This window comes from Amycolatopsis sp. TRM77291 (genome assembly GCF_054166285.1).
This window is the reverse complement of the sequence record NZ_JBSZHF010000001.1, coordinates 9,038,632-9,064,039: the sequence shown is the minus strand read 5'-3', so window position 1 is coordinate 9,064,039 and position 25,408 is coordinate 9,038,632. Positions and strand designations below refer to the sequence as shown.

General features: G+C 68.6%; 22 protein-coding genes and 1 pseudogene. 8 read left to right on the top strand and 15 right to left on the bottom strand.

Features of this window, described 5'->3' with window-relative positions; all coding sequences use genetic code 11:
- Positions 1–17: 17 nt before the first annotated feature.
- The 8 genes and pseudogenes from ACXIZN_RS42685 to ACXIZN_RS42650 form a co-directional block, all read right to left on the bottom strand.
- Positions 18–179: a hypothetical protein gene (locus ACXIZN_RS42685; RefSeq protein ID WP_457960746.1), complete on the bottom strand. Its 162-nt coding sequence runs from the start codon at positions 177–179 to the stop codon at positions 18–20.
- 337 nt (positions 180–516) lie between these two features.
- Positions 517–621: pseudogene (locus ACXIZN_RS42680) on the bottom strand (ATP-binding cassette domain-containing protein); the annotation flags it as partial.
- A gap of 182 nt (positions 622–803) precedes the next feature.
- Positions 804–1,049 carry a hypothetical protein gene (locus ACXIZN_RS42675; protein ID WP_457960391.1) on the bottom strand — a complete coding sequence of 82 codons (246 nt, stop codon included), beginning with the start codon at positions 1,047–1,049 and terminating at the stop codon, positions 804–806.
- Between the two features lie 16 nt (positions 1,050–1,065).
- A complete protein-coding gene (locus ACXIZN_RS42670; RefSeq protein ID WP_457960390.1) occupies positions 1,066–1,956 on the bottom strand; it encodes an AurF N-oxygenase family protein in 891 nt (296 codons plus the stop codon).
- Positions 1,953–2,834: a crotonase/enoyl-CoA hydratase family protein gene (locus ACXIZN_RS42665; protein ID WP_457960389.1), complete on the bottom strand. Its 882-nt coding sequence runs from the start codon at positions 2,832–2,834 to the stop codon at positions 1,953–1,955. Before ACXIZN_RS42665 ends, ACXIZN_RS42670 begins: the two co-directional genes overlap by 4 nt.
- The gene (locus tag ACXIZN_RS42660; RefSeq protein WP_457960388.1) at positions 2,824–3,423 is read right to left on the bottom strand and encodes a TetR/AcrR family transcriptional regulator; all 600 of its coding nucleotides are present in this window, start codon (positions 3,421–3,423) and stop codon (positions 2,824–2,826) included. Before ACXIZN_RS42660 ends, ACXIZN_RS42665 begins: the two co-directional genes overlap by 11 nt.
- A 29-nt stretch (positions 3,424–3,452) precedes the next feature.
- Entirely contained in the window at positions 3,453–4,358 is a 906-nt protein-coding gene (locus ACXIZN_RS42655; protein ID WP_457960387.1) for an NAD(P)/FAD-dependent oxidoreductase, read from the bottom strand.
- 106 nt (positions 4,359–4,464) lie between these two features.
- Positions 4,465–8,031 (bottom strand): discoidin domain-containing protein, encoded by a 3,567-nt coding sequence (locus ACXIZN_RS42650; RefSeq protein WP_457960386.1) that lies wholly within the window; start codon positions 8,029–8,031, stop codon positions 4,465–4,467.
- Positions 8,032–8,290: 259 nt separating this feature from the next.
- Here ACXIZN_RS42650 and ACXIZN_RS42645 point away from each other — a divergent pair, with 259 nt between their 5' ends.
- Both ACXIZN_RS42645 and ACXIZN_RS42640 read left to right on the top strand, forming a co-directional pair.
- On the top strand, positions 8,291–10,174 hold the full coding sequence (locus ACXIZN_RS42645) for a GTP-binding protein (protein WP_457960385.1): 1,884 nt from the start codon (positions 8,291–8,293) through the stop codon (positions 10,172–10,174).
- A gap of 59 nt (positions 10,175–10,233) precedes the next feature.
- Positions 10,234–10,977 carry a GAF and ANTAR domain-containing protein gene (locus ACXIZN_RS42640; RefSeq protein ID WP_457960384.1) on the top strand — a complete coding sequence of 248 codons (744 nt, stop codon included), beginning with the start codon at positions 10,234–10,236 and terminating at the stop codon, positions 10,975–10,977.
- Here ACXIZN_RS42640 and ACXIZN_RS42635 read toward each other — a convergent pair.
- Both ACXIZN_RS42635 and ACXIZN_RS42630 read right to left on the bottom strand, forming a co-directional pair.
- Complete coding sequence (locus ACXIZN_RS42635) at positions 10,974–12,113, bottom strand: Gfo/Idh/MocA family protein (RefSeq protein WP_457960383.1); 1,140 nt, start codon at positions 12,111–12,113, stop codon at positions 10,974–10,976. The genes ACXIZN_RS42640 and ACXIZN_RS42635 overlap by 4 nt on opposite strands.
- A gap of 88 nt (positions 12,114–12,201) precedes the next feature.
- Positions 12,202–12,573, bottom strand: a complete 372-nt coding sequence (locus ACXIZN_RS42630; RefSeq protein ID WP_457960382.1) for a MerR family transcriptional regulator — start codon at positions 12,571–12,573, stop codon at positions 12,202–12,204.
- Between the two features lie 64 nt (positions 12,574–12,637).
- Between ACXIZN_RS42630 and ACXIZN_RS42625 the strand changes: the two genes are divergently transcribed.
- Entirely contained in the window at positions 12,638–13,864 is a 1,227-nt protein-coding gene (locus ACXIZN_RS42625) for an MFS transporter (protein ID WP_457960381.1), read from the top strand.
- On the opposite strand, the gene ACXIZN_RS42620 is transcribed toward ACXIZN_RS42625, so the two are convergent.
- Positions 13,785–14,681: a LysR family transcriptional regulator gene (locus ACXIZN_RS42620; protein ID WP_457960380.1), complete on the bottom strand. Its 897-nt coding sequence runs from the start codon at positions 14,679–14,681 to the stop codon at positions 13,785–13,787. The genes ACXIZN_RS42625 and ACXIZN_RS42620 overlap by 80 nt on opposite strands.
- A gap of 86 nt (positions 14,682–14,767) precedes the next feature.
- Between ACXIZN_RS42620 and ACXIZN_RS42615 the strand changes: the two genes are divergently transcribed.
- Complete coding sequence (locus ACXIZN_RS42615; RefSeq protein WP_457960379.1) at positions 14,768–16,105, top strand: aspartate aminotransferase family protein; 1,338 nt, start codon at positions 14,768–14,770, stop codon at positions 16,103–16,105.
- 7 nt (positions 16,106–16,112) lie between these two features.
- Here the strand turns inward: ACXIZN_RS42615 and ACXIZN_RS42610 are convergent, their stop codons facing one another.
- Together ACXIZN_RS42610 and ACXIZN_RS42605 are read right to left on the bottom strand one after the other, a co-directional pair.
- Positions 16,113–16,922 (bottom strand): alpha/beta fold hydrolase, encoded by an 810-nt coding sequence (locus ACXIZN_RS42610; protein WP_457960378.1) that lies wholly within the window; start codon positions 16,920–16,922, stop codon positions 16,113–16,115.
- Between the two features lie 14 nt (positions 16,923–16,936).
- The gene (locus ACXIZN_RS42605; RefSeq protein ID WP_457960377.1) at positions 16,937–17,791 is read right to left on the bottom strand and encodes a bile acid:sodium symporter family protein; all 855 of its coding nucleotides are present in this window, start codon (positions 17,789–17,791) and stop codon (positions 16,937–16,939) included.
- Between the two features lie 182 nt (positions 17,792–17,973).
- Here ACXIZN_RS42605 and ACXIZN_RS42600 point away from each other — a divergent pair, with 182 nt between their 5' ends.
- The gene (locus ACXIZN_RS42600; protein WP_457960376.1) at positions 17,974–18,519 is read left to right on the top strand and encodes a DM13 domain-containing protein; all 546 of its coding nucleotides are present in this window, start codon (positions 17,974–17,976) and stop codon (positions 18,517–18,519) included.
- Here the strand turns inward: ACXIZN_RS42600 and ACXIZN_RS42595 are convergent.
- Complete coding sequence (locus ACXIZN_RS42595; RefSeq protein ID WP_257484685.1) at positions 18,516–19,145, bottom strand: TetR/AcrR family transcriptional regulator; 630 nt, start codon at positions 19,143–19,145, stop codon at positions 18,516–18,518. The two genes, ACXIZN_RS42600 and ACXIZN_RS42595, sit on opposite strands and share 4 nt — an antisense overlap.
- A 140-nt stretch (positions 19,146–19,285) precedes the next feature.
- Here ACXIZN_RS42595 and ACXIZN_RS42590 point away from each other — a divergent pair, with 140 nt between their 5' ends.
- The 3 genes from ACXIZN_RS42590 to ACXIZN_RS42580 all read left to right on the top strand — a co-directional run bounded on the left by ACXIZN_RS42590 (position 19,286) and on the right by ACXIZN_RS42580 (position 22,914).
- Complete coding sequence (locus ACXIZN_RS42590; RefSeq protein WP_457960375.1) at positions 19,286–19,636, top strand: RpiB/LacA/LacB family sugar-phosphate isomerase; 351 nt, start codon at positions 19,286–19,288, stop codon at positions 19,634–19,636.
- Between the two features lie 261 nt (positions 19,637–19,897).
- Positions 19,898–21,535, top strand: coding sequence for a glycosyl hydrolase family 18 protein (locus tag ACXIZN_RS42585; RefSeq protein WP_457960373.1), 1,638 nt, complete (start codon positions 19,898–19,900; stop codon positions 21,533–21,535).
- 38 nt (positions 21,536–21,573) lie between these two features.
- Positions 21,574–22,914 (top strand): cellulose binding domain-containing protein, encoded by a 1,341-nt coding sequence (locus ACXIZN_RS42580; RefSeq protein WP_457960739.1) that lies wholly within the window; start codon positions 21,574–21,576, stop codon positions 22,912–22,914.
- Positions 22,915–23,414: 500 nt separating this feature from the next.
- Here the strand turns inward: ACXIZN_RS42580 and ACXIZN_RS42575 are convergent, their stop codons facing one another.
- Entirely contained in the window at positions 23,415–25,184 is a 1,770-nt protein-coding gene (locus tag ACXIZN_RS42575) for a chitinase (RefSeq protein ID WP_457960372.1), read from the bottom strand.
- Positions 25,185–25,408: the final 224 nt, after the last annotated feature.

The window sequence follows — 25,408 nt, the reverse complement described above, 5'->3', positions numbered from 1 at the left end:
CGTCGATCACCCTACACTCAGGCGAACTCACTCTGCGTAGTCACACGCTCTTCGTATCCGGCCGCCTGCAGGCGGAACAGCTTCGCGTAGATCCCGCCCGCGGCGAGCAGGCTCCCGTGGTCGCCCGATTCGACGATCCGGCCGCGGTCCAGGGTGTGGATCCGATCGGCCCCGCGCACGTTGGCCCTTGAAGAGGTCGCGCAACCTGTCGAACAGTTCCGCTTCCGCCTGGGCGTCGAGTGAAGCCGTCGGCTCGTCGAGGACGACGAACGGCGAATCGCGGTAGCCAGCGCCAGCCGCTGCCATTGCCCGAGCGAAAGGTCGGTTCCGACCGAGAACTCCGCGCCGAGCACCGTGTCGTATCCGTGGTCGAGACGTTCGGCGATCGTGTCGACGGCGGCGCTGCGCGCGGCTTCGGCCCGTCGCCGCGCCGGATCTTCCGCACCCGGCCTTCCGAACTCGATGTTGTCGGTGACCGTCAGCCGGTATTCGACGAAGGCCTGGAAGCGGGCCCGTGCTCGGCGGGTACAGTCCCGCGAGCACCTTCGCGAGCGTTGTCTTCCCCGATCCGTTGGTGCCCACCAAGCCGACTATCCCGCCGGCGGGCAGGTCGAGGTCCACCCCACGCAGGGTCGGCTCCGACGCGCCGGGATAGCGGAACCCGATGCCGCGGGCGGTGAGCGATCCCGACGCCCGCGGAGTGGTCCACTGTGGACCGACGTACGTTTCTTTTCTTCGCTCAGAAGTATTCGGTCGTCAAACGCCAGGAGGGCCGACCTGCGCCGGCCCTCCTGGTCGCCTGATCAGCGCCGGGCGAGGACGCGCTTGCCCAGCCAGCCCGCGTAGACGGCCAGTCCCGCGAACCCGGCCTTCCGCGTGGGGCCTGCCGCGATCGCCAGGCCGATGGCGAGTTCGGTGGCGCCGTTGCGGTAGGTCCAGTTGCGGACGTCGTCGGTGAAGGCCAGCTTCGTCACGGGTTCGAAGGCCGCCGGGGCGGCGAAGTGGGCGAGGCCGGTCGCGGCGATGCCGAGGCCGAGGAGCTTGGACATGGAGTGCCTTCCTTGTTCAGTCGAGGACGCCGGCGCGGCGCCACAGCCGGCGGCTCGGGCCGCCGATGAGGCCGATCTCGGTGAAGTGTTCGACGGCCTTGGCCGCCCACGCCGCCTTGGTCCGGCGCCAGTGCGGGTTCGCGGTGGCGACCTGGCGGGCTTCGCGCGGGTCCAGGCCGACAGAGGTGTATGCCTTGGGGTGCAACAGCTCCGACGTCGCGACGTAGGCCATCCCGGCGATCGCCCAGCGGATCAGTTCGCGGCCGACGCGGCCGTGGCGTGCCCAGGCCCGGCCCAGTTCGTCCTTGGCGAAGCTGATGTGGCGTGCCTCTTCGATGACATGGATGCGCGAGATCATCCGGATCATCGGCTGCAGGCTGTCGTCGCGCATCATCTCGCGTTGCATGCCGTCGGCGAGTTCCTCGACGTAGATGGCGCCGGCGAACAGCAGCGCCGGGCCGCAGATCGCGCCGAACAGCTTGCCCGCGCGGTGTGCCGAGCGGCTCGGGCGCCGGACGACGCCGCCGCTCTTCTCGATCGAGCGGGCGAACATGGTGCTGTGACGGCATTCGTCGGCGATCTCGGTGAGCGCGTATTGGGCGTTGTGCGTCGTCGGGTCGCTGTTGTAGACGTGGCGCACGAGGCCTTGCATGAGGATCAGCTCGAACCAGATCCCCGACGCCGCCGCGGCCGCCGCCTCCTGGCGGCTCAGCTCGGCGCGCTGGCCTTCGTCGAGACGTTCCCAAAGTTCCGTGCCGTACAAGGAACATCGCTCGGGCGTCTTGCCGTACGCCCCGTCGACCAGCGGTGCCAGCCAGTCGACGTCGACGTCCGGGTCGTAGGACAGTCGCGCGGAGGAGCGCTGCAGGCGCTCGGCGACGCGTTCGCTCTCGGTGTTCGCGGTCATGACGACCTCCTCGGATCCTTGTGCTCGGGCAGCGGTCCGCCGCCGTCCGGGATGACCTGCCCGGAATCGCGGTAGGCCACCGCCTCGTGGAAACCATCGCGTTCGGCGAACTCGCGGAACCAGCGGCCTTCCGGGGTGTGCCGGGTGATGCCGTCGAAAAGTGTCGCGAGGGTCTGGGTGCCGGAAAGGCCCATGTTGTCGTAGGCCTGGTTGATCATCAGCTTCTGCATCACCAGCTGGTTCGTCGGCACGCCCGCCATCCGGTCGGCCAATTCCTCGACGGCCGCTTCGAGCCGCCCGGGTTCCACCGCCTCGAGCGCGAGCCCCCATTCCGCCGCGGTGGCGCCGTCGATGGTGTCGCCGGTGAGCAGCATCCGTTTCGCGCGCTGGGCGCCGACGCGGTAGACCCACATCGCGGTCGTCGGGCAGCCCCACACCCGCGCGGGCGGATAGCCGATGCGCGCGTCGGTCGCCATGATCAGCACGTCGCAGGACAGGGCGATGTCGCTGCCGCCGGCGATCGCGTGTCCCTGCACCTGGCAGACGGTGGGTTTCAGCGATCGCCACAGGGTGAAGAAGTCGTCGGTGTTGCGCTTCATCACCCGGTAGTCCTTGACCGGATCCCAGACGGGGCCCTGGTTCCAGCGGCCTTCGGCGTCGTCCTCGGCGAACTGTTTGAGGTCGTATCCGGCGCAGAACGACCGGCCTTCGCCGCGCACCACGATCACCCGGACCGCGTCGTCCTCGTTCGCCAGCTCGACGGCCTGCCGGATCTCGCGCGGCATGACGTCGTTGATCGCGTTGAGCCGCTCGGGGCGGTTCAACGTCAGGTAGGCCTTCCGGTCTTCGACGCGGTAAGTGAGCGTCTCAAACGCCATCGGAACCTCCCAGCGCGCGAAGGGTGAACGTGACCAGGTGCGGGATCGTGTCCGGTCCGCCGTCCCCGGCCAAGGGGCCGACCAGCATTTCCGCGCCGGCGCCGACCAGCGCCGCGGCGGTCGCTTCCGCGTCCTGCGGGGGCAGCAGTCCCCTTTTCACGCCGTCGGCGATGTTCGTGGCGATGACCTCGCGGAACGCGCGCCGGAACACCAGGCGTTCGGCCTCCACGACGGCGTCGACCGGTTCGGCCAGCAGCGCGTACGCCAGTCTCGGCGCCTTCAACGCCCGCCCGGCGAAGGTCTCGATCACGGCGACCACCCGCTCGCGGACGTCACCCTGGGACGCGGCGGCCTCGACGGCGTCGACCTCCCGGGAGACCACCTCGCGGAAGACCTCGACGACCAGGTCGGCCTTGGACGGGAACTGCCGGTACACGCTGCCGGTGCCCACGCCCGCCCGCGCGGCGACCGCGGCCATGGAGCAGCCCGCGTAACCGGTTTCGGCCAGCAGCGCGACGGCCGCGGCCAGGATCTCGCCTCGCTGCGAGTCCAGTCTTGCCTGCGTCTTCGGGGTACGGCGGTACGGCATGGCAAGGAGTGAAGCACGGATTCCGCTCTTCAGTCCAGCTCTTCCTGGAACAGTTCGTGATCCACCGCGGTGGCCGTCACGAAACCCATGGCGGCCGCGGTCACCACGAACGTCATGCCCGGCGGGCACGACTCCCGCCGCGCCAGATCACCCGCGGCGAAGACACCCGGCACGCCGGTGAATCCGACGTCGTCGATCCTCACGGTTCCGTCGTCCTGGAGCACACAGCCCAGTTCCCCGGCCAGCGGGTCGGCCTGCCGCGTGGTGGCGTGCAGGAACACCGCCGCGCATTCCACCGGGTCGCCTTCGCGGAAGGTGACCCGTTCGACTTCGTCCTCGGGTCCCTCCACACTTCGCACCGGCTCGCGGCGCACGTGGACCGCACGTTCGCCCAGCAATGCCTCATCTTCGGCGGACAACGTGAAACCGTTGGCGCACAAGGTGACATCCTGGCTCCATCGGGTCAGCTGGGCGGCGAACATCGCGTCCTGCCGCCCCTCGGTGGCCAGGACGGCCAAGGGCCGGTCCCGGAATTCCCAGGCATGGCAGTACGGGCAGCCGAGCACGCTCTTCCCCCAGCGCTCGGCCAGCCCCGCGATCCCGGGCAGGTCCTCGATCACTCCGGTGGCCAGCACGATCCGGCGCGCCTTCACCGAACGCCCGTCCTCGAACGAGACGACGAACTCGCCGCGATCGCCCTCGACGGACCGGACCCTGCCCTCGCGCAGACGGACCTCCGGGTACTCCGCCAGCTGCTCGCGACCGGTGGCCCGCAGCGCGTCCGGGTTCATCCCGTCACAGGCCAGGAGCCCGTGCACGCCCGCGGCCGTCGAATTACGGCCCGCGCCTCCGTCGACCACCAGCGCGCTGCGCCGGGACCGGCCGAGCACCAGCGCGGTGGTCAACCCGGCGGGTCCGGCACCGATGATCACCACGTCATATCCGGCATCGCACACGGCATGACCTCTCTTCGGGAATGGGGCAGCACCCGCATACCCGGGCCGCCCGCCGGGAAACCTGCTCCCGGCGGGCGCCACGCACTCAGTCGCGGTTGATCGTGAACGTGCTCGTGGTGTTCCGGATGTCCTCGGCGTTGTCGCTCAGGGTGAGCCCGGTGAACGTCGCCGAGCCGACGGCCGGGCCCTGACCCGGTTCCGGCAGCTCGTTGACCCAGATCCCGATCCCCGACTTCGCGTCGAACTCGTCACCGCTGCGGTGCGCGCCGGTGATCGACACGTTCGTCAGCACCGTGTCCTCGACCGGGTTCTCCGGACGGTTCCCGGTGTACTTGGTCTGGAACATGATGCCGCTGTAGGTCGGGCTCTGGATGTCCACATCGGACACCCGGATACCGCGGAACTCCTTGGAGGCGGAGAACATCCAGATCGCCGGGAACGTCTGCTGCCCCCAGAAATGGCCACCGGCGCGGACCAGTGACACGTTCTGGACGGTCGTCGGCCGCGGGCCGAACCCGAGGAACGGGTAGCCGAAGTCGAGCGAGCTGATCGTGATCCCGGAGTACGTCAGCGTGTCGGCGATGTAGAGGTTCCGGAAGGTGTTGCCGTACCCGCCGTACACCGCCAGCCCGGCCGCGCGCCACGGAAGCAGCACGGTCAGGTTCTCGAACACGTTGTCGTACTGGTTGCCCGCGTTGAGGTCCGTTGCCGCGAACAGCGCGAAACTGTCGTCGCCGGTGGAGCGGGCTTCGTTGTTGGTGACCCGGTTCCCCGTGCTGCCGTTGGTGAAGTTGAGCCCGTCGGCGAACATGTCGCGGATCCGCGAGTTCTTCACCGTCGTGTTGTCCACATTGGTCGCCCACAGCAGGCACATCTGGTGCTCCACCCAGATGTTGTCGATGGTCATGTTCGTGACGTTCGTGAAGTTGAAGACCTTGCCGGGACCGTCGATCCGGGAGGTGTAGTTCCCGAACACGGCGAACCCGCCGAACGTCGAACCGCTCGCGCTCGCCTGCGCGTCGAACCCGATGTCGGTGTTCTCCTGCCCGCTCGGCGCGGTGAACCTCGTGAACCACGGCCCGGCGCCGAGCACCGTGACCGGCTTGCCGTACACGGTGACCTTGCTCGTCATCGGGTACTGCCCCGGCGGCAGGAAGACACCGGTGAGGTTCGGGTCCTGACGGACTTCGTCCAGCGCGGCCTGAACGTCCTGCTGGGTGAATCCGGCCGGGACGGCGTAACGCGCCGGGTCGGGGTTCGCGGACGCGGTGGCCAGCTCGAAGTTCACGAAGTCGATCGCGTAGTTCAAGCCGTTGCCTGCGTCCTTCTGCAGCTTGATCTTGTGCCCGGCGGGCACGGTGGTGCCGAGCAGCAGGCTGGCCTCGTCGTAGATGTGCCGAGCGGGCCCGGCTCCCGGAGAGTTCTGCGGAGAGGCTTCGGGGCCGTAAAGCCACGCGTGGCGCGAGGTCAGGTCGATGGCTTTCAGGAACGTGCCGTCGACGTAGACGTTCAGCGTCGAGTTCTGCCCGCCGCCACCCGCGGCGTCCGGCATCGAGAACCGGGTCACCAGGGTGTTCGTGGCCGCGCGGGTGGTGAACTCGACCGAGGAGCCGGTCGAATTCAGTGTCACGGCCTTGCGGCCCGACGCCTCGCCCGCGAGATCGCCGATCTTCCGGTTCGGGCCGATCACGGACGCGCCGCCGGCGACCACGCCGTCTTCGGCCTCGTACATGTCGTAGGGCATGTTCGCGCCGCGGCCGGCGAACAACGCCTGCGTGCTCGTGTTGTTGCCCTGTTTCGCGGGCAGCTCGTTGGCGTCGTTCGCGACGACGGTCTTGACCGTGTACCGGCCGTTCCCGGCCGTCCAGGTGCCGACGTTCACCGGCGGTGCCGTGGCCCCGGCCGCGATCGCGCCGGTGTACGAGCCGGTGAGGGTCTTGACGACGGCGCCGTTCTGGTCGGTGATCGTCACCGTGACGCCGTGCGCGCCGACGGCCGAAGCGACCGTTCCCTGGTTGCGCACCGTGGCGGAGAACGTCACGGTGTCACCCGCCGTCGGGTTGTCCGGCGACCAGGCGGTCGCCGCGACGAGGTCGGAGCTGGCCACCGGGCTGACGACGAGTGCCGTCGCACCGGTGTAGGAGTTGTTGCCCTCGTCCTGTTCGACGACGGCGTTGGCCTCGTCGACCTTCGCGGTGAGCTGGTGGCTGCCCGTCTCCCTGGTGCCGATGTCCGCCGACACCGTCGCGGACGCTCCGGCCGCGAGCGCGCCGACAGGTGCCGTGCCGACCTTCGCGGTGCCCAGGTAGAGGTTCACGTTCGTCGCGCCCGAGGCCGCCGTTCCGGCGTTGCGGACGGTGGCCGACACGGTGATCGCGTCGGTCTCCACCGGGTTCCGCGGCGACCACGAAACCCCCGAGACCGTCAGGTCGGGATTCGGCGCGGGAACACCGAAGACCTGGAACTCCGCGGCCTGTCCACCGGGGGCACCGGAGTTGGCGGTGATCCTCAGGCGGACGTCGGCGGCGCGGCCGCCGGCCGGGATGGTGACGGTGTTGCCACTCGACGGGGTGAACGTGTACGTCTGCGCGGGCACCAGCGTGGTGAACGCGGCCGCACCCTGCTCACGTCCTTCGACGGTGATCGTCTGCGTGCGCTGCGCCCACGCGGGATCCGGGTTGAGCTTGACGACGATCCGGTCGAGATCGGCGTTCGACCCGAGCGCGACGGTGAGCAGGTTCGGGTACGCCGCGCCCTCCCAATAAGTGGTCGTGGAGTCGTCGTTGGCGTTGGCCGCGACGTAGGAGTGCTGCACCGAAGACGCCGTGATCGGCTTGCCCAGCGCGAGATTCGTCCCGGCGCGGGTACCGGTCCTCGTCACGGTGCCGCTGCTCGCCGACTGGTTGCCCGCCGCGTCGCGGGCGCGCACGGAATAGGCGACCGTCGCGCTCTCGGGCTGGTCGTCGGTGTAGGTCAAGACGTCCCCGGCGACGCTACCGCGAAGCTGCCCGTTGGCGTACACGTCGTAGGCCGTGACTCCGGTGTTGTCGGCCGATGCCGACCACGTGAGCCGGATCCTGCCGCTCGACGGCTCGGTGTAGGCGAGGTTTCCCGGCGCGGACGGTGGCTGCGTGTCCCCGCCCGCGGGACCGCGTACCTCGAACTCCGAGAGCTGGGCCGCGGGCCAGCCGGTGTTGGCGGTGATGTTCAGCCGCACGAACCTGGTGTTCCCCGTGACGTCGAGGGTGACCGTGTTGCCGGTCGCCGGGTCGAACCGATGGCCTGCCGACGGCACGAGGTCGCTGAAGCTCGTGCCGTTCGCGCTCCCCTGCACCGAGAAGGTCTGGGTGCGGGCTTCCCAGCCCGAGGGCAGTTTGAGCACGAGCCGGGCGATGTTCGTGGCCGCGCCGAGGTCGGCCTGGATCCACTGCGGGAACTGGTTGTTCGTGCTTTCCCAGTAGGTGGCCTGGTTGCCGTCCCCGACGTTCGAAACGGCGTAGCCGGCCAGCTGGCTGCTGGCGGTGTAGGTCGCGTCGGCGGCTTCGGCGGCGGCTGATGCCGGGGCGTCGTTCGCCGCGATGGCGGGTGGAGTGAGGAGAAGGGACAGGGCGGCGAACACCACCGCGCACGTCAGTGGGCGCTTCGTTCTCATGACATTCCTCTGTTCCGGGAGGGGACTGAGCGGAATCTTCCTGACTCTTGTCATGTTCTTGCGCTGAAATGTCCAAGAATTACAGCCCAAGGAGCGCCGCAAGTCAACGCCCGGCCATAAATCGTGTGACCGGCCGGAAACCCGCTGCTAACGTCCGGCCCGACCAGGTGCTTCCCCGGAAAGAAGGAGAACGGCGTGCGCCGAGCTGTCGAGTCCCCGAGCCGTATGGACCTATCGACAGCCCTGGAGCCGTTCATCCATGGAGTACCTGAACCTGGGCATCCTCGCCCATGTCGACGCCGGTAAGACGAGCCTGACGGAGCGCCTGCTCCATCACACCGGTGCCATCCGCACCCTCGGCCGCGTCGAAGCCGGGAACACCCACACCGACACGATGGAACTGGAACGCCGCCGCGGGATCACGATCCGCTCGGCCGTCGTGGCCTTCCGCATCGGTGACCTGCGCGTCAACCTGATCGACACGCCCGGCCACCCTGATTTCATCGCCGAGGTCGAACGCGCGCTGCGAGTGCTCGACGGTGTCGTTCTGGTCGTTTCCGCCGTCGAGGGAGTGCAGGCGCAGACCCGCGTGCTCATGCGCGCGCTCGCCCGCCTGCGGATCCCCGTGCTGATCTTCGTCAACAAGGTCGACCGGGCGGGCGCCCGCTACGAGGGACTCCTCGCGGACCTCGCCGAACGTCTCGGTGTCGCCTGCGTGCCGATGTCCGAAGTCGACGGCATCGGCACGGGGAGCGCGAAAGTCCGGCCGTCCTCCCTGCCGGCGGGGACGGCCGAACGGCTGGCCGAGCACAGCGATGCCTTCCTCACCGCGTATCTCGAAGACACGGTGACGGCCGAGGACTGTCGGGCCGAACTCGTCCGGCAGACCCGGCTCGGCCTCGTCTCCCCCGTCTTCTTCGGCTCCGCGCGCAGTGGCGCGGGGATCGCCGAGCTGACCTCCGGTATCCGCGAATTCCTTGCCGGCGCGGTGAAACCGGTGCCGGACGACCGGTTGCGCGCCACCGTGTTCAAGATCGAACGCGGCCGCGCGCACGAGAAGATCGCCTACGTCCGCGTGTTCTCCGGCGAGATCGGCGCGCGGGACCACGTCCGATTCCATCGCCGAGGACTCACGAAAGAGGCGAAGGTCAGCGCGGTGCACGTCTTCGAACTCGGCGACGAGACCGTCGAGGGCCGCGCGCGGGCCGGCCGGATCGCCAAGGTCACCGGTCTCAAGGAGATCCGGATCGGCGACCTCATCGGCGTTCCCGACGGCGACGGCGCCGCTACGCGGTTTCCGCCGCCCGCCCTGGAGACCGTGGTCAATCCCGCCCTGCCCGCACAAGCGCCCGCGGTGTTCGCGGCCTTGCAGGAACTGGCGGAACAGGATCCGCTGATCACCGTCCGGCAGGACGACGAGACCCGCCGGATCTCGGTGCGGCTCTACGGCGAGGTGCAGAAGGAGATCATCGCGGAGACGCTCGCCGCTCGGCACGGCCTCGACGTCACGTTCAGCCTCACCCGGCCGGTCTGCGTCGAGCGGCCGGTCGGCACCGGGCATTCGGTGTGGTTCATCACGGAGAAGCGGAACCCGTACTTCGCGACGCTCGGGCTTCGAGTCGGCCCGGGCGCACCCGGTTCCGGGCTGACCTTCGGCCTCGACGTCGAACTCGGCTCCCTCCCGCTCGCCTTCCACAAGGCCATCGAGGAGACCGTCGACGCGACGCTGCGGAGCGGCCCGTCCGGCCGGGAGGTCGTCGACTGCGTGGTGACCGTCACCCACACCGGTTACTTCAGCCCGGTCAGCGCGGCGGGCGACTTTCGCAAGATCACCCCGTTCGTGCTGGCGGAGGCCCTCCGGGAGGCGGGAACCGAGGTACTCGAACCGGTCAGCCGGATCGAGGTGGAACTGCCCGCCGACGCGGTGACCGCGACGCTCTCCCGGCTGGTCGAGTGCGGCGGCACCGTCATCGGCTCGGTGGCACGGGGCGACCGGGCCGAGCTGACGGGCGTCCTGCCGACGGGCGAGGTCGCCCGGTTCGAACAGCGGTTGCCCGGGCTCACCCGCGGCGAAGGCCTGATGAGCACCGAACCGGCGGGTCACCGGCCACGGGTTAGCCCGAATCGGTCAATGCCCGGCTAGCCGGAACGAGTACGTTCTTGGTGGTCGGCGAAATCCGCCGTCCGAGGGAAAGGGCCACGATGGATCAGTTTCGCGACACCGCTTCGGCGTTGCGGGAGCTCACCGAGTCGATGCGGCTCGACGAGCCCCGCGACGACTTGCTGGAACGGGTGGCGAAGAAGGTGGTCGGGCTGCTGCCCGGCGCGGACGCGGCCACGGTGACGCTGTACACCGACAACGAACCGAGCACCGTCGCCGCCACCGACGAATCCCTGCTCCCCCTGGACAAGGCGCAGTACAGCGCGGACCAGGGCCCCTGTCTGAAAGCCGCCGAGAGCGGGTCGATCGTCCGGACCCTCCTGGACGCCGACGCGACCGCGCGCTGGCCGGATTTCGCGGCCGCCGCCGACCAGCTCGGCGTGCGGACCGCGCTGGCCTGCCCGTTGTTCGTCCCCGACGAGTCGCACTTCAAGCGGCGGGAGACCGAGCCGCTGACCGGCGCGCTCAACGTCTGGAGCTTCGAGGAAAACGCCTTCGACCCGGTCGAGGCGGCCCTGGTCGCGATGTTCACCTCGGCGATTTCGGCGATCATCCTGACCGCGTCCCGCTGGGCCGCCGCCGAACGACAGGCGGAGACCCTGGTCGCCGCACTGGAGACCAGGGACGCCATCGCCACCGCGAAGGGGATCGTGATGGCGCGTCTGGAGCTGAACGCCGAGGAAGCCTTCCGCTGGCTCACCGAGGCGTCACAGCACACGAACCGCAAGATCCGGGAGATCTCGGTGCTGATCGCGGAAGACCCGGGCGCGGTTTTCGGCCGTTAGGCCAGCGAGACCCGGCGGTTCTCCCGCGAGGATTCCAGGCCGGCTTCCGCGAGCCGGATGCCGCGCACCCCCGCCATGAAGTCGTAGGGATGCGGCGCGTCCTCCACGACGTGACGGACGAACTGCTCCCACTGGGCGCGGAAGCCGTTGCCGAAGTCCTCGTTGTCCGGCACCTCCTGCCACTGCGAACGGTACGACCGCGTCTCGGCGAGGTCCGGGTTCCACACCGGCTTCGGCGTGGCCTCCCTCGGCTGGATGACGCATTTGTGCAGGCCCGCGACGGCGCTGCCTTTGGTGCCGTCGACCTGGAACTCGACCAGTTCGTCGCGGTGCACCCGCACGCACCAGGACGAGTTGAGCTGGGCGATGATCCCGCCTTCGAGCTCGAAGATCGCGTACGCGGAGTCGTCGGCAGTGGCGGTGTACCGGTCGCCCTTCTCGTCGACGCGCTCCGGGATATGCGTGACGGCCTTCGCGGTCACGGCGTTGACGGCCCCGAAGAGGTTCTCCAGCACGTAGTTCCAGTGGCAGAACATGTCGACGACGATGCCGCCGCCGTCTTCGGCGCGGTAGTTCCAGCTGGGACGCTGCGCCGACTGCCAGTCGCCTTCGAAGACCCAGTAGCCGAATTCGCCGCGCACCGACAGCACCTGGCCGAAGAAGCCGCTGTCCATCAGGCGCTTCAGCTTGAGCAGGCCGGGCAGGTACAGCTTGTCGTGGACGACGCCGTTCTTGACCCCGGCCGCCTCGGCGTGCCGTGCCAGGGCGAGCGCGCCTTCGACCGACTCGGCCACCGGCTTCTCGGTGTAGATGTGCTTTCCGGCGTGGATGGCACGGACGATCGACTTCTCGCGGACCGCGGTCAGCTGCGCGTCGAAGTAGAGCGGGAGGTCGTCGTCGCCGAGCGCGGCGTCGAGGTCGGTGGTCCAGCGGGTCAGGCCGTGCCGGGTGGCGATCTCTTCGAGCTTGTCCGCGTTGCGCCCCACCAGGACCGGCTCCAGCTGGACCCGCGAACCGTCGGCCAGCTCGACCCCGCCGGCCTCCCTGATCGCCAGGACCGAGCGCACCAGGTGCTGCCGATAGCCCATCCGCCCGGTGACGCCGTTCATCACGACGCCGAGTTTCCGCGTGGTCATCCGTTCTCCTTTGAAAGCGCTTTCCTGCCCACATCCTGAAAGCGCTTTCTCACCCTGTCAAGGCCGTTGCGAGGAAAGTCCCTCCGGCTCAGGAAGCCGGGTCGTAGGCGCGGACCGCGTCGAGGTACTCGGTGATGGCGTCCCGGTTGCGGAGCAGGCATTCGGCCCGCCTGGTCATCCGGTCTCGCTCGGCCTCCAGCGTTTCGAGCATCTCCGGCGTCGCGTCCGGGAAGTAGATCTGCCTGGGTTTGTCCAGGCACGGCAGAATCTGCTTGATGATCCTGGTCGGGAGCCCGGCGTCGAGCAGGCCGCGGACCTGGATCACCCGGTCGACCGACGATTCGGCGTAGTCGCGGTAGCCGTTGGCCAGCCGCTCCGAGACGATGAGACCCTGCTCCTCGTAGTACCGCAGCAGCCGGCGCGACGTGCCCGTCCGCTCCGCCAATTCCCCGATCCGCATGTGCGCCACCTCACCCCGGCCGACTTGACCTTCACATCTATGTGATGGTTCGAGCATACGGAGCATGACCGCGAAACTCCCACTCGGCGCGCTGCTCGCGCTGACCACGGCGGCGTTCGTCACCGTCCTCACCGAAGCCCTGCCCGCGGGGGTGCTGCCCGCGATGAGCGCCGGGCTCGGCGTCAGCGAAGCGGTGACCGGGCAACTGGTGACCGTGTACGCGATCGGTACCGCGCTGACCGCGATCCCCCTGTCCGCCGCGACCGCGGGCTGGCGCCGCAAACGCCTGCTCCTGACCGGAGTCGCCGGGTTCGCCGTCGCCAACACGGTCACGGCGCTGTCCACGAACTATCCCCTGACGCTCGGCGCGCGGTTCGTCGCCGGGATCGCCGCGGGCGTGGTCTGGGCGCTGCTGGCCGGGTACGCCCGGCGGCTGGCGCCGGAACCGGTGCGGGGCAAGGCGATCGCCGTCGTGATGACCGGTATCCCGCTCGCGCTCTCGCTCGGCATCCCGGCAGGCACCTTCCTCGGCGGCCTCTTCGGCTGGCAGGTGACGTTCTCTCTCATGTCGGTGCTCGCGCTCGCCCTGCTCGGCTGGATCACGCTGGCCGTTCCCGACTTCCCCGGGCAGGACAAGGGCGGCAGGCTCCCGGTGCGCAGGACCCTCGCCGTCCCGGGCGTGGCCGCGGTCCTGTTCGTGACACTGACGTTCGTGCTGGCGCACAACATCCTCTACACCTACATCGCCACCTTCCTCGAACACGTGTCGATGGGCGGCTCGGTGGATCGGATCCTGCTGGTGTTCGGCCTGGCGTCGATGGTCAGCATCTGGCTCGTGGGTCTCTTCATCGACCGGCGGCTGCGTCCGCTGACCGTCGCCGGGACCCTTCTCGTAGCGCTCGGAGCGACGATTTTGGCGCTGTTGGGCGAAAATCCGGCGCTGGTCTACGTCGCCGTGACCCTGTGGGGGCTCGGCTGGGGCGGGATCCCGACGCTGCTGCAGACCGCCGCCGCACAGGCCGGCGACAAGGGCGGCGCGGCGGACATCGCGCAGGCCATGCTGGTCACCCTGTGGAACGCGGCGATGGCGGGCGGCGGGATCGCCGGCGGCGTCCTCCTCGACGGCTACGGCGCGGAGTCGTTCCCCTGGAGCGTCCTGGTGCTGCTCGTGCCGACGCTGGCCGTGGTGCTCGTGGCGCGGCGGCACGGGTTCACAGCGGCAGTTCCGGATGACTTCGGATCGCCTCGAGAACCAGGTCGACCGCGGCGCGAGGCGCGGACCCGCGCCTGATCGCCGCGGTGATGGAACGGTCGACCGGCGTCGCGAGCTCGCGGGTGGCGACGCGGTAGCGCCGGTCGACGGCGAGGCCGGGCAGGAGCGCGATCGAAAGCCCGGCCTCGACGTGCTGCAGGGTCATCATGTAGTTGCTGAACCGGGCGATCACGCGCGGCTCGAAACCGGCTTCGCGGCAGAGCCGGGTGGCGAGATTGGCCATGTACGACTGGGGGACGTCGAACGCCCAGGGCTCGCTCGCGTAGGCGGCGAGGTCGGCGGGCCCGCGGCCCGCCGCGGGATGTCCGGGCGGGACGACCAGCACGATCGGGTCGGTCGCGAGCGGCACCAGGTCGATGTCGGGCCCCAGCGGCTGCTCGACGAAGTCCGTGGTGGTGACGATGACGTCGGCGTCGCCGACCCGGAGCGCTGGCATGCTCACATGCGGTTCGAGTTCGAGGAGTTCGATGTTCAGCCGCGGATGCGTGCGCGCCAGCCGGTTCACCGCGGGGACGGCGATGGTGTGGATCGCGCTCTGGAAGGCGCCGAGACGGACGAGGCCAGCCGGGCCCTCACCGAGGCCGCGCAACTCGGCCTCGACGGTGTCCATGTGGTCGAGGATCTCCCTCGCGCGGCGGGCCAGCATCCGCCCGGCCGGGGTCAGCCGGACGCGGCGGCCGGTGCGCTCCAGCAGCCGCGTCCGTGTCTCGGCTTCGAGGACCGCGAGCTGCTGGGACACGCTCGACGCGCTCAGGTTGGCCGCTTTCGCGACCGCGCGGACGGTGCCGAGCGTGTCCAGCCTGCTCAGCAGGCTGAGCCTCCAGGGGTTGAGCATGGGGCCATTGTTGTACGGATCGGCCGAACAGCACAGCCGGAATCGTGAGCTGGACGTGTCGCTCGAAGGCGACTTACCGTCGGGACATGGCTGCTCCGATCACCGACCTGTCCACCGCCGACCGTTTCTGGGCCGACGCCGACCGGCACCTCGTGCGCTACGCCGGGGCCGGCGATTTCACCCGCGAGATCATCGACCACGCCACCGGGAGCTACCTGTTCACCGAATCCGGGCGGCGGATCCTCGACTTCACTTCGGGACAGATGAGCGCGATCCTCGGGCATTCGCATCCCGAGATCGTCGAGACCGTGCGACGGCAGATCGGCTCGCTCGACCATCTGTTCAGCGGGATGCTGAGCCGTCCCGTCGTCGACCTCGCGCGTCGGCTGGCCGAGACTTTGCCGTCACCGCTGGAAAAGGCGCTCCTGCTGACCACCGGGGCGGAGTCGAACGAGGCCGCGATCCGGATGGCGAAACTCGTCACCGGGAAACACGAGATCGTGTCGTTCGCCCGGTCGTGGCACGGGATGACGCAAGCGGCGGCGAACGCGACCTACAGCGCGGGCCGCAAGGGCTACGGGCCGACCGCGCCCGGCAACTTCGCCATTCCCTCGCCGAACTCCTACCGGCCGGATTTCCTTACGCCGGAAGGGGAACTGGACTGGAAACGGCAGCTGGACTTCGGGTTCGAGATGATCGACGCCCAGTCCGTCGGCAGCCTCGCGGCGTGCATCGTCGAACCGGTCCTCAGCTCGGGCGGGATCATCGAGCCGCCGGTGGGTTACTTCGCCGCCCTCCAGGAGAAGTGCCGCGAACGCGGGATGCTGCTGATCCTCGACGAGGCGCAGACCGGCTTGTGCCGCACGGGGAACTGGTACGCCTTCGAACGCGACGGCGTCGTCCCGGACATCCTCACGCTGTCCAAGACGCTGGGCGCCGGCCTCCCGCTCGCGGCGGTGATCACGAGCGCCGAGATCGAGCAGGAGGCGCACGACCGCGGCTACCTGTTCTTCACCACGCACGTCGCGGACCCGCTGGTGGCGGCCGTCGGGAACACCGTGCTCGACGTCCTCACCCGCGACCGGCTCGACGAACGCGCCACCCAACTGGGTGCCTTCCTCCGCCGGGGCCTCGACGACCTCGCCGCGCGTCATCCCGTCGTCGGCGACATCCGCGGACGGGGCCTGCTGGTCGGCGTGGAACTCGTCGTCGACCGGGCCACGAAGCGCAGCTCCGACGAACTCGGCGCACTGGTCACCCGGCGATGCCTCGAACTGGGGCTGCACATGAACATCGTGCAGTTGCCGGGGATGGGCGGGGTCTTCCGGATCGCTCCCCCGCTGACCGCGACCGAGGACGAACTGGCCGAAGGGCTGGCGGTGCTGGACCAGGCGATCGGAGACTCCAGCGCGCGCTGGTCTTGAGGCCGCCTTACCACTCACGAGCCCGGAACTCCCGAAGCAACCGAGCGACCTCGCCCGGCCGCTCCAGGAAGGGCGAGTGCCCGGCGTCCTCCACGACCTCCACGCGGGCGCCTGCCGCCGAGTACCGCGCGAATGTCCTGTCACAGTCGTAAAACCGGTCCCGTCGCCCGAGAATCACCAGACACGGCAACGACAGGGCCGCCAGTTGCGCATCGAGAGGACGAAACGCGAGCAGCCGCGCCCGTTCCACGAGGACCACCCGGGCCATCGCGGGCGCGGTGACGGCGTGATCGGCCAAGTCCTGCAAGGGATCGCCGAACCAGCCGCCTCGGCGGAACCGGGCAGCGAACCGCACCCACGGCCGATGAGCCACGAGCCGCACGAGCGCGCTGACCATCGGCAACAACACCGCACTGCCCGGCGGAAAAGACGCGTAGCTGTAGTCCGGCGCCTGTCCGATCAGGACCACGGAACCGATTCGCGGGGAGACCGCGGCCAGCGCCAAGGCGACGTCCGCACCGAAGGAGTGACCGGCGACCAGGACGTCCTCGAGGCCCAGCGCATCGAGGACACCGGCCACCATGCGCGCCTGCGACGCCGCGTCCAAACCCGCGGAACCACCGGTGCACCCGTGTCCCAGCAGATCCACCCGGATCACGTGATGGGTCGAAGCCAGGCCGAGCGTGAGCCGGTCGAACCAGTGGACCGACCCGCAATACCCGTGCAGCAACAACACCGGCGGCCCGGAACCGTCCTGCCGGACGTGGACGGCGACACCGTTCACGTCGAGGAGGTCACCGATGGGGAGGCGAGGCACATCCCCAAACTAACTCAGACCTGCGCGCTCTCCCTGCTGCGGGACAACAGGAACGCCGCGATCCCGGCGGGGAAGAACATGAGCACGCCGTAGACCCCGGCGGGTACGGCCATCGCCTTGTCGCCGAGCACGGAATACGCCACCGCGATCGCGAGCGTGGCGTTGTGGACGCCGATCTCCATGGCGGACGCGATCGACTGCCCGCGGTCCACCCGGAACAACCGGGGCACGTAGTACCCGATCGCGAGGCTGAGCACGGAAAGCGCCAGCGCCACCGGCCCGAGCGTCCAGATGTTGTCCGCCAGGGTCCGGAATTCCTGCGCGATCGCCGCCGCGATCACCAGGACGAGCACCACGGCCGAGCCGATCTTGACCGGTTTGCGCATCCGCTCGGCCCAGCCGGTGAACCGCGCCCGCACCGCCATCCCGATCACGACCGGGATCAGCACGATCGCGAACACCTGCACGAACTTCGCGGGCTGGAGCCCGACCGAGGCGCCGCCGTCGAGGAACTGCACCATCGACAGGCCCACCACCAGCGGCAGGGTGAACACGGCGAGTACCGAGTTGATCGCCGTGAGCGTGACGTTGAGGGCGACGTCGCCACCGGCGAGGTGGCTGAACAGGTTCGCCGACGTCCCGCCCGGCGAGGCGACGAGCAGCATCATGCCGACCGCGAGCACGCCTTCGAGACCGAAGAGGACGATGAGGCCGACGCAGACCACGGGCAGCACGATCATCTGGCACACCAGCGCGATGACGGCGGCCTTCGGGTACTTCAGCACCCGCGTGAAGTCGCCGACGGTCAGGGTCAGGCCAAGCCCGAACATGACCAGTGCCAGCGCTACCGGCAGGAGGATGGAAAACATCGCCGAACCCATCGAGGGGCCTCCGTCCGATATGCCCTTTTCAGATCGGCAATCGTGTCAAGCGGCGTGACCGGGGTCAAGGCACCGACACCCAGCCGTGACCCCGCCCGATCGGCCTCGTAAGAGTTCGGTAACCGCCCGAACCGGGCGATCCGGACGGTTCGTACGCTTGAATGTCCCCCATGAAACGCAAGCGGGTGCTCGCCGTGGTGGCGGTCGGACTGGTGGTGGCGGCCGCCGCGGGCCTCTATTGGTTCCAGCCGTGGAAGCTCTGGGTGAACGAAACGGTCCAGGAGGCCGTGCCCGTCGTCGCCCAGCCCTCGGCTCAACCGACGGCCCAGCCTTCGGGAAGTGCCACGCCCGCGCCGAAAGAGCCCTCGGTCGTGGCCACCGGCGCCTTGATCAGCCACGAGCACACGACCAGTGGCGACGTCCGGATCCTGCGCGCGGCCGACGGATCATTGGTGCTGCGCCTGGAGAACCTCGACACGAGCAACGGACCGGATCTGCGGGTCTGGCTCACCGACGCGCCGGTCATCCCCGGCAAGGGCGGCTGGTTCGTGTTCGACGACGGCGCGTACGTGAGCGCCGGGAAACTCAAGGGCAACAAGGGAAGCCAGAACTACACGCTGCCCGCCGGCACCGATCTGGCGCGCTATTCGAGTGTGACCATCTGGTGCGAGCGGTTCAGCGTCTCCTTCGGCGCGGCCGAGTTGAAGAAGGTTTAGGCGAGGCGGTCCACGGCGTACTCCATCTCCGCGCGGACGGCACGCAGATCGATCCCGCCGGGATCGATGATCGAGGCCACGGCGATCCCCCGCAGCTGCCCGACCAGTGCCGCCGCGTACGCGTCGGGGTCGCGGACGCCGGTGATGGAGCCGTCCGCGATCCCGGCGGCGACGGTCTGCGCGATGGCGAACCGGTACCGGCGATCGGCCTCGGTCATCGCCGACCGCACCGCCGGATCGCCGACGGTCGCGTCGGTCCAGAGCACCACGAACGCCCGGTTCAGCGGCGGCATGTCGGTGAGCAGCTCGAAGAAGATGTCCAGCAGGGCGCGCAGCATGTCCATCGGACTCGGGGTCAACCCGCCGGTCCGGGTGGCGACGGCGGCGCTGAAGACGTCGGCGAACTTCTCCGCGGCGAACTCGACGAGCCGCTGCACCAGCGTCTCCTTCGAGCCGAACAACTGGTAGACGACGCCGCTGGGATAACCGGTCCTGGCGCAGATCATGCCGATCTTGAGCCGGGCGAAACCGGCCTCGCCGATCAGGCGGGCGGCGGTGTCGAGAATCCGGGTCCGTGCGATCTCCTGGTCACGCTCGACCTGGTGCTCCTCCGCAGACGAGTCCACGGCGCGATCCTCCCATGACTTCCGGTTCGTCACCTGTCGACGCGGCGTTACGATCCGGACATGAGGATCGCCTTCGCCGCCGACGACCGGAACGCCACCACGGACGCCGTCCAGGCGTATCTCGCCGAAGCGGCCACGAGGTGCTGCGCCCCGCGGCGTCGGACGTCTGGCCGGAACTCGGCGCGGCGGTGGGCAGGGCGGTCGCGGACGGCGAGGCCGATTTCGGCGTGGTGATGTGCTGGACCGGGACGGGCACGGCCATCGCGGCCAACAAGGTCCCCGGGGTCCGCGCGGCGCTGGCCTGGGACACCTGGATCGCCGCGGGCGCGCGCAAATGGAACGACGCCAATGTGCTGGCGCTGAGCCTGAAACGGCTGGCCCCCGACGTGGCCGTGGAAATCACCGACGTCTTCCTTTCCGGTGTCCTGCCCGACCCCGACGAATCGGCGAATATCGCCCGGCTCGGCGAAATGGACGAATTCCGCCGTTGACCGGCACCGAACCAGTGAACGGTTAACGCTGTCGAACGTATTAGGCCGTTCGCAGGAAAATCACCACTCTACGTAGTGATGCTTCCCATATTGGTCCAGACCACGTACCGTCTCCCGCAACAAAGCGTTCCGCATGGAGGTGGTCGATGACGACGCATCCCCGCCTGCCCGGCTCCGGCCGCGGCAACGCGATGTCGCCGATTTCCCTTTGACGAAATCATCTCCAAGATCATTTCCCTGCACCGGGTTGTAAGGAGTGAAATGTCGAGAAAAAGATGGCATCTGGTCGGCCTGTTCACGGCCGTGGCGGCGCTGGCGGTCGGTCTGGTGACCGTGCCGGCGAACGCGGCGGGCGGGGTCGGAGCCACCCTGACCAAGGGGTCGGACTGGGGCTCCGGCTGGGAAGGCAAGTACACGATCACGAACAACTCGGGATCGAGCCTGTCCACCTGGACGGTCGAATTCGATCTCGCGGCGGGACACTCGATCGCTTCGCTGTGGGACGGCAGCTACACCGTCTCCGGCCAGCACGTGACCGTCAAGAACACCTGGAACGGCAACCTTTCCAACGGCGGTTCCACCAGCTTCGGCTTCAACGTCAAGTACTCCGGCGCCTACACCGCGCCCGCCAACTGCAAGATCAACGGCGGCTCCTGCGACCCTGGCGGCGGTAACCCGACCACGACGCCGACCACCCCGACCACCACGACGTCCAATCCCCCGACGTCGACCAGCACGAGCAATCCGCCGACCACCACGACTTCGAACCCGAACCCGGGCGCGAAGAAGAACCTCGGCTACTTCGTGCAGTGGGGCGTCTACGGCCGCAACTACCACGTCAAGAACATCCACACTTCCGGTTCCGCGGCGAAGCTGACGCATATCAACTACGCGTTCGGCAACGTCACCAACGGTTCCTGCACCGCGAACGACGACACCTACGCCGACTACGACAAGTTCTACGACGCCGCGTCCAGTGTGGACGGTGTCGCGGACTCGTGGGACGCCGGTTCGCTGCGCGGTAACTTCAACCAGCTGCGCAAGCTGAAGAAGATGTACCCGGGCCTGAAGGTTCTGTGGTCGTTCGGCGGCTGGACCTGGTCCGGCGGCTTCGGCCAGGCTTCGAAGAACCCGGCCGCGTTCGCGGAATCCTGCTACAAGCTGATCAAGGACCCGCGGTGGGCCGACGTCTTCGACGGTATCGACATCGACTGGGAGTACCCGAACGCCTGCGGTCTCACCTGTGACACCAGCGGCCCCGCCGCGATCAAGAACGTGGCACAGGCGCTGCGCACCAAGTTCGGCTCCTCGTTCCTGGTCACCGCCGCGATCACGGCGGACGCCAGCAGCGGCGGCAAGATCGACGCCGCCGACTACGGCCCCGCTTCGGCGTACTTCGACTGGTACAACGTCATGACGTACGACTTCTTCGGCGCCTGGGCGGCGCAGGGACCGACGGCACCGCACTCGCCGCTGACCTCGTACCCCGGCATCCCGCAGCAGGGCTTCACCTCCGACGACGCCATCCAGAAGCTCAAGGCCAAGGGCGTCCCGGCGAGCAAACTGTTGCTGGGTATCGGTTTCTACGGCCGAGGCTGGACCGGCGTCACCCAGGACGCCCCGGGCGGCACCGCGACCGGCGCGGCACCGGGCACCTACGAGGCGGGCATCGAGGACTACAAGATCCTCAAGAACAGCTGCCCGTCGACCGGCACCATCGCGGGCACCGCGTACGCGAAGTGCGGCAACAACTGGTGGAGCTACGACACTCCCGCGACCATCAACGGAAAGATGGGCTGGACCAAGAACCAGGGTCTCGGCGGCGCGTTCTTCTGGGAGCTCAGTGGTGACACGTCCAACGGCGAGCTCGTCACGGCCATGCGCAACGGCCTGAACTGAGGAGTCTGACAGTGGGCAAGCGGACTTGGATCCAGGCCGTGGGCCTGGCCGCCGCTGCCGCAACGGCCGGCGCGGTCCTCGTGATCGCGCCGGCCTCCGCGGCCGGCGGCGTCGGCGCCGCCTTCAGCAAGGGTTCCGATTGGGGCTCGGGCTGGGAAGGCAAGTACACGATCAGCAACAACTCCGGATCGAGCCTTCCCGCCTGGACGGTCGAATTCGACCTCCCCGCGGGGCACTCGATCGCTTCACTGTGGGACGGCAGCTACTCGGTCTCCGGGCAGCACGTGACGGTGAAGAACACCTGGAACGGCAACCTTTCCAACGGCGGTTCCACCAGCTTCGGCTTCAACGTCAAGTACTCCGGGGGCTACGTCGCCCCGGCGAACTGCAAGATCAACGGTGGTTCGTGCGATCCGGGCGGTGGCGGCCCGACCACGACGCCGACCACGCCCACCAGCACGACCACGACCTCCCCGACGACGACCACGAGCACTCCGCCACCGCCCGGCGGCCGTGGCGCGCCGTACCTGTACATGGGCTGGGGCAGCCCGCCGAACCCGCAGACGGTCATGAACGCGACCGGGATCAAATGGTTCACGATGGCGTTCATCCTGTCGTCCGGTGGCTGCAACCCGGCCTGGGACGGCAGCCGTCCGCTGCAGGGCGGCGTCGACGCGAACGCGATCGCGCAGATCGAGGCCGCGGGCGGGCAGATCGTGCCGTCCTTCGGCGGGTGGAGCGGCAATAAGCTCGGCCCGAACTGCTCGACGCCGGAAGCGCTCGCCGGGGCCTACCAGAAGGTGATCGACGCCTACGGTCTCAAGGCGATCGACATCGACATCGAGAACACCGACGAGTTCGAGAACGCGGTCGTGCAGGACCGCGTGCTGAACGCGCTGAAGATCGTGAAGACGAACAACCCCGGTATCCAGACCATCCTCACCTTCGGCACGACGACCAGCGGCCCGAACTCCTGGGGCAACCGGCTCATCGAGCAGTCGAAGGCATTGAACGCCGGGATCGACGTCTACACGATCATGCCGTTCGATTTCGGTGGTGGCGCGGACATGTACGGGAACACGATCCGGGCCGCGAACGGTCTGCGGGACAAGCTGAAGTCGACCTTCGGGTGGAACGACGCCACGGCGTACAGCCACCTCGGCATCAGCGGCATGAACGGTCTTTCGGACCAACGCGAACTGACGAGTCTCGACACCTGGACGCGGATCACCGACTGGTCCAAGACCAACAAGATCGCCAGGCTCGCGTTCTGGTCGACCAACCGTGACCGCGGCTGCCCGAACGGCGGGGTCGCCGAGAACTGCAGTGGTATCGCACAGAACGACTGGGACTTCACGCGGATCACCGCGGCTTTCTGACGTCCCTGTCTTGGGCCGAATGGCCCTTTTGACCGCGGGCCCGCACCGATGCTGCACGGTGTGGGCCCGCTCCCTTTGCTCTTGCCGCCAGGGCACGTCGCGAAAGCCACTTTCGGGACGTCTGATGTCCCGAAAGTGGCTTTCGCGACATCCCCGTTCCGGAGCCGGCGGGATCCACGCGCTCCTGCCGGGAAACCCGGTCAGCCGGGCGTGCGCGCCGAATCCGTCNTGTCGCGAAAGCCACTTTCGGGACGTCTGATGTCCCGAAAGTGGCTTTCGCGACGCGGCCGCCGGTGTTCGCGCACGTCCACTGGGCCGGTTGGTACGCCCACCGCGAGAAGCCCTGATGCGAAAGTGGCTTTCGCAACGTCAGCGGACGGCCCGAGGCGAGCCGAGTACATGAAGCGACGCCCGGGACTCCCGCGTTCAGTCCTCTGGATGCGGTACATGCACACGCAAGGACCGCATCCAGAGGACTAAGTGCGCCGGGGGGCGCGAAATCAGGGCAGAGCGTTCAGGAACGGCTCATGGGCGTTCTGGAACTCCCACCCGTAATACCGGTCCCAGTTGATCGACCACGTCATCAGCCCGCGCAACGCCGGCGAAGCACCGCCACGCAAGGAATACGACCCGCAGCCGGAGTTCTTCACCAGGCAGTTCAGCGCCGAATGCACGGCCGCCGGAGCGGTGTGCCCGTTGCCCGCGCTCACCGCCGCAGGCAGGCCGAACGCGATCTGGTCCTCACGCAGCCCCGGGAACCGGAATCCGGTCGAGGACACCGTGAAACCCGCCTTGATCATGTCGGTCATCGCGATGTGGAAGTCGGCGCCGCCCATGAAGTGGTACTGGTTGTCCAGCCCCATCACCGGTCCGGAGTTGTAGTCCTGGACGTGCAGAACGGTCAGCGCGTCCCGCATCGCGTGGATGACCGGGAGGTACGAGCCCGTCCGGTTGTCGGCGCCGCCGAGGCCGCCGTAATACTGGTATCCGGTCTGCACGAAGAACGTCTCCGGCGCCATCGTAAGCACGAATCCGGCACCATAGCGAGCCTTCAGCGTCTTCAGCGCCGAGATGAGGTTGACGATCACCGGCGTGGTCGGGTTGCGGAAGTCGTTGTCGCCGGAGTTGAGGTACAGCGAGTGCCCCTCGAAATCGATGTCGAGCCCGTTCAGCCCGTACCGGTCGATGATCGCGGACACCGAGCTGACGAAAGCGTCCCGCGCCGCGGTCGTGGTGAGCTGCACCTGGCCGTTCTGCCCGCCGATGGAGATCAGCACCTTCTTGCCCTGCGCCTGCTTCGCGCGGATCGCGGCGATGAAATCCGCGTCGCTTTCCACCGTCGGGCATTCCGCGACCGGGCACCGCGTGAAGCGGATGTCGCCGGAGGTCACCGAGGTCGGTTCACCGAAGGCCAGGTTGATGATGTCCCACGCAGCCGGCACGTCGGACATCCGCGTGTAGCCGGAGCCGTTGGCGAAACTCGCGTGCAGGTAGCCGATCAGCGCGTGCTTCGGCAGGCCGGAGTCGACGCAGCCCGAGGTCGTGGCACCCACCTCGGTGGTCTTCGGCGACTCGCCCGCACTGTTGTAGGCGGCCACCGAATAGCTGTGCGACGAACAGGCCGCCAGTCCCGAGATCGTCGCCGAAGTCCCGGTCACCGTCGCGACCACCTTGCCCGCCTCGTACACGCGGTAGCCGGTCACCGTCCCCGCCGAGGCGCCCCACGAGAGCGCGATCGACGAGCTCGTCACCGCGCCCACGGCCGGATTCCCCGGTGACGGCGGCGCACCTGGGGTGCCACCGCCGGGTCCGTCGAGGCTGATGTCGTCCGCGTAGTAGGTGCCCGATCCGTACCAGCCGTGGACGTACACCTCCGCCGTCGTCTGCGTGGCCGACGTCGTGAACGAAAGCGACAGCTGCGTGTAGGAGGTCGCCGCGGTCCAGGTCGACGGCCCGCCCGTGACCCCGAGGTAGACGGGGTTCCCGTTCACCCAGGCCGAAACCGCGTAGGTCGTGCTCGGCTGAACGGATACCGTCTGTGCGCATTTCCCGATCGTCGAGCCGGGCGTGACCGAAACGGCGTAACCGCCCGAACGGACCGGCGTGGTCACGGTCGCGCCCGCCGCGCAGGTCCAGCCGGACGTCGAACCCGCCTCGAACCCGGGATTGAGGAGCAGGTTGGCCGCGCTCGCGGTGCCGCCACCGGTGATCAGGCCGGTGAAGGTGAGCACCAAAACGGCCAGAAATGACAAGGATCTGGAACGCCTCATCGCGATTCCTCCGTGGAAGGGCGGCCTGCCGCCGCACTGGGCTAATTGTCTAGACCAATCCGGCGAAAGTCCATACCTCTGGGACACCAGGGCCGAAAGACCCGACTACTCCGGGCTGCTGTACCGGTGTGACGCGAGGGCGCGCTCCGTAACGTCGGAAGGGCCAAACAGGGCTGGGGCTTCCGGGAGGTGGGGACGATGGGAACGCACAGGGCCGCGCCGAG

Coding starts and splice junctions, on each gene's coding strand:
- ACXIZN_RS42675 (WP_457960391.1), bottom strand. CDS start 1,049: ATGTCCAAGCTCCTCGGCCTCGGCATCGCCGCGACCGGCCTCGCCCAC.
- ACXIZN_RS42670 (WP_457960390.1), bottom strand. CDS start 1,956: ATGACCGCGAACACCGAGAGCGAACGCGTCGCCGAGCGCCTGCAGCGC.
- ACXIZN_RS42665 (WP_457960389.1), bottom strand. CDS start 2,834: ATGGCGTTTGAGACGCTCACTTACCGCGTCGAAGACCGGAAGGCCTAC.
- ACXIZN_RS42660 (WP_457960388.1), bottom strand. CDS start 3,423: ATGCCGTACCGCCGTACCCCGAAGACGCAGGCAAGACTGGACTCGCAG.
- ACXIZN_RS42650 (WP_457960386.1), bottom strand. CDS start 8,031: ATGAGAACGAAGCGCCCACTGACGTGCGCGGTGGTGTTCGCCGCCCTG.
- ACXIZN_RS42645 (WP_457960385.1), top strand. CDS start 8,291: ATGGAGTACCTGAACCTGGGCATCCTCGCCCATGTCGACGCCGGTAAG.
- ACXIZN_RS42640 (WP_457960384.1), top strand. CDS start 10,234: ATGGATCAGTTTCGCGACACCGCTTCGGCGTTGCGGGAGCTCACCGAG.
- ACXIZN_RS42635 (WP_457960383.1), bottom strand. CDS start 12,113: ATGACCACGCGGAAACTCGGCGTCGTGATGAACGGCGTCACCGGGCGG.
- ACXIZN_RS42630 (WP_457960382.1), bottom strand. CDS start 12,573: ATGCGGATCGGGGAATTGGCGGAGCGGACGGGCACGTCGCGCCGGCTG.
- ACXIZN_RS42625 (WP_457960381.1), top strand. CDS start 12,638: ATGACCGCGAAACTCCCACTCGGCGCGCTGCTCGCGCTGACCACGGCG.
- ACXIZN_RS42620 (WP_457960380.1), bottom strand. CDS start 14,681: ATGCTCAACCCCTGGAGGCTCAGCCTGCTGAGCAGGCTGGACACGCTC.
- ACXIZN_RS42615 (WP_457960379.1), top strand. CDS start 14,768: ATGGCTGCTCCGATCACCGACCTGTCCACCGCCGACCGTTTCTGGGCC.
- ACXIZN_RS42605 (WP_457960377.1), bottom strand. CDS start 17,791: ATGTTTTCCATCCTCCTGCCGGTAGCGCTGGCACTGGTCATGTTCGGG.
- ACXIZN_RS42600 (WP_457960376.1), top strand. CDS start 17,974: ATGAAACGCAAGCGGGTGCTCGCCGTGGTGGCGGTCGGACTGGTGGTG.
- ACXIZN_RS42585 (WP_457960373.1), top strand. CDS start 19,898: ATGTCGAGAAAAAGATGGCATCTGGTCGGCCTGTTCACGGCCGTGGCG.
- ACXIZN_RS42575 (WP_457960372.1), bottom strand. CDS start 25,184: ATGAGGCGTTCCAGATCCTTGTCATTTCTGGCCGTTTTGGTGCTCACC.